The sequence below is a fragment of the Vibrio wakamikoensis genome (genome assembly GCF_050337275.1).
Classification (GTDB): domain Bacteria; phylum Pseudomonadota; class Gammaproteobacteria; order Enterobacterales; family Vibrionaceae; genus Vibrio; species Vibrio chaetopteri.
On record NZ_JAKJST010000037.1, the window covers coordinates 50,681 to 56,766 of the forward strand.

General features: G+C 47.4%; 6 protein-coding genes and 4 tRNA genes. 7 read left to right on the top strand and 3 right to left on the bottom strand.

Translation table 11 applies throughout. The features are described from left to right. Window positions 1–24: 24 nt before the first annotated feature. Together pssA and L4C42_RS20500 are read right to left on the bottom strand one after the other, a co-directional pair. Entirely contained in the window at window positions 25–1,365 is a 1,341-nt protein-coding gene (pssA, locus tag L4C42_RS20495) for a CDP-diacylglycerol--serine O-phosphatidyltransferase (RefSeq protein WP_353497581.1), read from the bottom strand. Between the two features lie 90 nt (window positions 1,366–1,455). Next, window positions 1,456–1,887, bottom strand: coding sequence for a GNAT family N-acetyltransferase (locus L4C42_RS20500; RefSeq protein ID WP_353497582.1), 432 nt, complete (start codon window positions 1,885–1,887; stop codon window positions 1,456–1,458). A 59-nt stretch (window positions 1,888–1,946) separates the two neighbouring features. On the opposite strand from L4C42_RS20500, the gene murB reads away from it, so the two are divergent. After that, entirely contained in the window at window positions 1,947–2,981 is a 1,035-nt protein-coding gene (gene murB, locus L4C42_RS20505) for a UDP-N-acetylmuramate dehydrogenase (RefSeq protein WP_353497583.1), read from the top strand. After that, entirely contained in the window at window positions 2,978–3,940 is a 963-nt protein-coding gene (gene birA / locus L4C42_RS20510) for a bifunctional biotin--[acetyl-CoA-carboxylase] ligase/biotin operon repressor BirA (protein ID WP_429761690.1), read from the top strand. The genes murB and birA overlap by 4 nt, the downstream gene beginning before the upstream one ends. 41 nt (window positions 3,941–3,981) lie before the next feature. Here the strand turns inward: birA and coaA are convergent, their stop codons facing one another. Beyond that, on the bottom strand, window positions 3,982–4,905 hold the full coding sequence (gene coaA, locus L4C42_RS20515) for a type I pantothenate kinase (RefSeq protein WP_353497585.1): 924 nt from the start codon (window positions 4,903–4,905) through the stop codon (window positions 3,982–3,984). A 209-nt stretch (window positions 4,906–5,114) separates the two neighbouring features. Between coaA and L4C42_RS20520 the strand changes: the two genes are divergently transcribed. The 5 genes from L4C42_RS20520 to L4C42_RS20540 form a co-directional block, all read left to right on the top strand. Continuing rightward, window positions 5,115–5,190 (top strand) — tRNA-Thr (locus L4C42_RS20520). A 48-nt stretch (window positions 5,191–5,238) separates the two neighbouring features. Further along, window positions 5,239–5,323, top strand: a tRNA-Tyr gene (locus L4C42_RS20525). 35 nt (window positions 5,324–5,358) lie between these two features. Beyond that, a tRNA-Gly gene (locus L4C42_RS20530) sits at window positions 5,359–5,433 on the top strand. Between the two features lie 13 nt (window positions 5,434–5,446). Further along, window positions 5,447–5,522, top strand: a tRNA-Thr gene (locus L4C42_RS20535). Window positions 5,523–5,659: 137 nt separating this feature from the next. Next, window positions 5,660–6,086 (top strand): GTP-binding protein (locus L4C42_RS20540; RefSeq protein ID WP_429761691.1); only part of this gene is annotated, 427 nt, incomplete at its 3' end.

Sequence of the window (6,086 nt, forward strand, 5' to 3'; positions counted from 1 at the left end):
GTAGCGCTATTTAATCTCTTAGGCTTAAAGCAACTGCTTCAAAACCCGATCAGCCCTAACCCGAGTAATCTTCTTCAACAATTTCTGCACCGGCAGCGGATAATTCTCAACTTTTTCAAGCTGCTTATAAGTACAAATCAACTGAGTATGCTCAAGAATATTCTCAATCTCAGCATCAAACTTCTCAACCAAGTGCGAGTAGTGATCCTGAATTAGAATTGCGTTCTCTAAATCCAAGCTCCAAGCGCGTGGGTTAAGGTTGTTACCTGTAATCAGCATGTAGCGCTTATCGACCCAAATGCCTTTTAAGTGGAAGCTGTTGGCATCGTGTTTCCAAAGGCGAATACACAGATTACGGCTGGCAATGTGTGCTTCGTTGGCTTTTGCGAAACGGCGCAGGTTCATTTCATACAGATACGGTAGACCACCTATGGTCTTAAAGTCTTCTTCTGGTGAAATGTAGAAATCGTTCGCGGTTTTATCGCCAACGACAATACGTACTTTGACGCCACGTTTTAGCGCGCGTTTGATCTCTTTCGCCACCGATTTAGGGAAGTTGAAATAAGGAGTACAAATAAAGATTTCGTCTTTAGCGCTAGCAAGAAGCTGATTGATGCTCTGATTTAGCTTGTTGCGGCGTTTGCCAATGCCCACAATCGGCGTGACCGACACTTGGTTCTCATTCGCAGGCTCGGCATCAAACTCGTAACGTGCTTGAGAGAGTGAACCACGCAGTTGGCGGATCTCCGCTTTGATTTCTTTTGTGGTTGGCTTTTGTGGCTGTGACAAGTCATTGACTGCTGGATTGGCGATCATCTCTGTGGCCACAAAGTTTGCCATGCTGTCGGCAAGCTTGGCGTTTTCGAGCACGTGATAGCGGTCGAAACGATAGCGATCTTTGTAGTTTAGGTAGATGTTATTAAGACTAGCACCGCTATAAATGACGGTATCGTCGATGATAAAGCCTTTTAGGTGCAGCACGCCGAACACTTCACGGCCGCGAACCGGTATGCCATAGACAGGGACGCCGTATTGGTGTTTTTCACGAAACTCGCGATACATCACCGCGTTGCCGTCAGATTGCTTAGCGCCAATAAGGCCGCGTTGAGCTCGATGCCAGTCAACACAGACTGCGATATCCAGGGCTGGGTTATTTTGTTTCGCTTGATAAAGCTCGCTAAGAATTTGGCGTCCTGCGTCGTCATCTTCCAAATACAGTGCGACTAGGTAGATTCTTGACTTTGCTTCGCGTATCGCTTGAATGATATGTTCGCGATAGTCGCTAGCAGAGAGCAAAACATCGAGTTTACTCGGATCCTGCGCGATTGAGGGAAGCTGTTCAAAAGAGTTCCTAAAAGCCATCATGTAGAGACTGTACCTTTGGTCATTGCAAAATTGCGAACCTAGAATTTTACCAAATTCTTGTCCTTAATGGGTAGTAAACCGTTGATAAGTTTAACTGGGATCAAGGTAACGCATCGAAACGAGTGACTTACCACCCTGAATATAGCGACAAAACAGCTGCTTAAGTGGGTTGGGCAGATCCTCTTCTGCTAGAGTTTTAAAGCCATGCTGTGCGTAAAAACTCTCAAGGTGACCCAGGGCGAAACAAAAATCGCCATCATTGAGTTCAGTTTGTTGCAGATGCGCCATCAGTTGGTGACCCAACCCCAAGCCTCGCTGCTCGGGGATAACCAGCATGCCTGTCATGAGACGATACTGCTCAATGGTGCGAAATCGAACCAAGGCACTTAGGGTTTGATTACGACTTAGCGTCAGTATGCGTTCATCGCTTTTAGGCTTACCAGCAGGGTAGTGCGCTTTGTAGAGTTTTTTTGCAATAGGGAGCTTTATCGGGTCAAGCACACCGAAATTTAACGTATCCATAGCCAATTCGGACTCCAAAAGGATAGAATAGCGGCAGTGTAAGCCATCAATCGACGCCCATGCAAATTCAAAACAACGCTCAGCTCCGCCCGTATCACACCTTTGGTATTAGTCAGCAATGTCACGCTTTAGTCGAGGTTCACTCGGTTGAAGACTTAATTGCTGTCTATCAGCGCCCAGAGTGGCAAGCTCTACCAAAACTGATGTTAGGTAAGGGCAGTAATATGCTGTTCACTGAACCATTTGAAGGGGTGGTGATCATCAATCGCTTGAGCGGTATTGAGGTGAGCGATACGGCGACCACACACAAGCTTCATATTAGCGGCGGTGAAGATTGGCCAAACCTGGTGAAGTGGTGCGTGGAGCATGGCTATGCAGGCATTGAAAATCTGGCCTTGATACCGGGCTGTTCGGGCAGTGCACCGATCCAAAATATTGGCGCTTATGGCATTGAGCTAAAAGATGTTTGTCGTTACGTTGATTATCTTTGCTTGCAAACGTTCGAAGTCAAAAGGCTTTCTCGAGATGAATGTCAGTTCGGCTATCGTGATTCCATTTTCAAACATGCGTTGAAAGATAAAGCGATCGTTACTGCTATAGGTCTAGAGCTGGATAAGCAGTGGCGACCGAACCTTAGCTATGGACCTTTGCAATCGCTGGATCTGACCACAGTAACACCTAAGCAGGTGTTTGATGTGGTTGTGAAGGTTCGCCAAGAGAAACTGCCTGATCCTGCTATTACTGGGAATGCGGGTAGCTTCTTCAAAAACCCAATTATCAGCCAAGCCCTGTATGCCTCAGTTAAATCTAGACATGACGCGGTTGTGGCTTATCCAGCTGAGGATGGGATGAAGCTTGCGGCGGGCTGGCTTATTGACCAATGTGGCCTGAAAGGGCATCAAATTGGTGGTGCTATGGTGCACCCAAACCAAGCTTTGGTTCTGGTTAATCATGATGATGCAACTGCTGACGATGTGGTGCGTCTGGCGGCGTTTGTACGTCAAAACGTGCTTGATAAGTTTGGTGTTGAACTTGAGCATGAGGTGCGCTTTATGGGCGCAAGCCATGAAGTGTATTTAAAGGACGTGCTATGAAAGAGCATCAAATGAAACTGGCCATTCTCGCTAGGCTCGCCACTGGTGGCTTCCACTCTGGTGAGGCATTGGGTGAAGAGCTCGGGATCTCGCGTGCGGCAGTGAGTAAGCACATTAAAGGCATTCAAGCGTGGGGCGTAGATATTTTCCGAGTTCAGGGCAAAGGTTATCAATTAGCTCAGCCGATGGAGCTATTGAGCGAAAAGCGCCTTGCACAGAGTGTGTCGACACCGTTTGAGCTGATCCCAATCATAGACTCAACTAACCAATACCTACTCGACAAACAAGAGTCCTTAGACTCTGGTAGCGTCTGCATCTCAGAGTATCAAGCTAAAGGTCGCGGACGCCGCGGCAGACAATGGGTGTCGCCGTTTGGCAGTAACCTGTACCTATCGATGTACTGGCGTTTAGAGGCGGGTATGGCAGCGGCGATGGGGCTGAGCCTAGTCGTGGGTGTTGCTATAGTCGAAGCGCTGCAAGAGTTGGGTATTGAGGGAGTGAAGCTCAAATGGCCGAATGATCTGTACTACCGAGATAAGAAGTTAGCAGGGATTTTGGTTGAAATGTCGGGTCAAGCGGGCGGTGCAGCAAACCTAGTGATTGGCATGGGTATGAACCTCAACATGAGTGAGCAAGTGACGGGTATCGATCAGCCTTGGACATCGCTCAGTGAAGTGGTAGACACACCGTTTAGCCGTAATGATTTAGTCGTCGCGTTTATTAAAGCGTGGCAAGCGGCATTGGAAGATTATGAACTGCGCGGTTTGCATGGTTTTGTAGAGCGCTGGAACCAGCACGATAACTTCTTAGGTAGGGAAGTGAAACTCATCATGGGTCAGCGTGAGATAAAAGGTATCGTGCAAGGTATTGATGCCACAGGTGCGGTCTTGCTTGAAACCGAGCGAGGGATTGAGTCGTACGTTGGCGGTGAAATTTCGCTACGAAAAGCTGATGTTTAATGGTGTTATGGTTCCTAGAGCTTAGGAACCATAGTTGTTATTTACTTTCTTAAATACACCGTTTCAACGCTGTGATCAGCGCCTTTTTGCAAGATCAGCTGAGCGCGCTCTTTGGTCGGTAGGATGTTTTCGACCAGGTTTAGGCCGTTGATCGACGCCCAAATGTTCTTTGCCTTTGATTCGGCTTCTGCTGCGCTCAATTGGGTATAGTGGCTGAAGTAAGAGCCAGGCTTAGTAAAGGCACCCTCACGGAACTTCATAAAGCGATTGACGTACCACTGCTCAATTTGCTCACTGTCTGCGTCGACATAGAGCGAAAAGTCGAGAAAATCGGAGATGAACACGCGGTGTGGATCGTGTGGGTAGTCCATACCGCTTTGCAGCACGTTCAGCCCTTCAATAATCAACACGTCAGGAAGGTCAACGACCTTTTCTTCCTCAGTAATATCATACGTGATGTGCGAATAGATCGGCGCCTGAACATTTCTTTTGCACGCTTTCACATCGGACACGAACTGCACTAAGCGGCGCATATCGTAAGACTCTGGAAAGCCCTTTTTACCCATCAGCCCCTTTTCGAGTAGCGTCTTATTCGGGTACAAGAAGCCGTCAGTGGTAATCAACTCAACTTTTGGGTGATTGTCCCAACGGCTTAATAGTGCTTTTAAAAGACGTGCGGTGGTGCTTTTACCGACAGCAACACTGCCCGCGATGCCTATGACAAACGGCGGCGTATGTTCGGTATTGCCTAAAAACTCACCAAGTACAGAGTTACGGCGCTGCCTTGCTGCAACATAAAGGTTAAGCAACCTAGAAAGAGGCAGGTAGACGTCAGTGGCTTCCTGCATAGTTAGCTTTTCATTGATGCCTTGAAGCTCTTTTAGGTCTTCTTCTGTGAGGGTCATGGGTACGGCGTTGCGAAGCGCTGACCATTGCTCTCGACTGAATGACATAAAGGGACTCATAGGTAACCTAACCATGGAATAAAGTGACAGAGTGCTGAACATACCTGAAGCAAGGGATAAATCAAATAATTCATGCAATGGGCTGATGCTAATTCCCCGAAATGTGTACAAAAAGTCGTCAAACAAAAAGAATGTGGTGAAAATCGGATTTTTTTTTAATTTAACGGTTGCATCGAAAAGATTCATTCAATAGAATGCGCTCCACTTATGCCGACTTAGCTCAGTAGGTAGAGCAACTGACTTGTAATCAGTAGGTCACCAGTTCGATTCCGGTAGTCGGCACCATTTTCACTTTGCCTAGGGCAATGATGACGAAAATGGTAAGTAAAATTTGGGGGGGTTCCCGAGTGGCCAAAGGGAGCAGACTGTAAATCTGCCGGCACTGCCTTCGATGGTTCGAATCCGTCCCCCCCCACCATATTCTTTAGGGAATAGCTCTCAGAGTTACGTGTTGCGGGCATCGTATAATGGCTATTACCTCAGCCTTCCAAGCTGATGATGCGGGTTCGATTCCCGCTGCCCGCTCCAACTCATTTAGAGTGCTGATATAGCTCAGGTGGTAGAGCGCATCCTTGGTAAGGATGAGGTCGGCAGTTCGAGTCTGCCTATCAGCACCAGCTCTCAAAGCAATATTTCCTTTTGATACTTTCTTTTGCCTAAACTATGTTTATTGGTTGAAGGAAGCTTTATTACCAAGATTTTTTGGTTACGTGGTCTTCAAAGCCACCAAAATCCGTACCTAGAGGGACAACTCATGTCTAAAGAAAAATTTGAACGTACGAAACCGCACGTAAACGTTGGTACTATCGGCCACGTTGACCACGGTAAAACAACTCTAACTGCAGCTATCTGTACTACTCTTGCTAAAGTGTATGGCGGTGTAGCTAAAGACTTCGCATCTATCGATAACGCTCCAGAAGAGCGTGAGCGCGGTATCACTATCGCTACTTCTCACGTAGAGTACGATACTCCAGCACGTCACTACGCACACGTAGACTGTCCAGGACACGCGGATTATGTTAAGAACATGATCACAGGTGCTGCACAGATGGACGGTGGTATCCTAGTTGTTGCTGCAACTGACGGCCCTATGCCTCAGACTCGTGAGCACATCCTACTAGGCCGTCAGGTTGGTATCCCTTACATCATCGTATTCATGAACAAATGTGACATGGTTGATG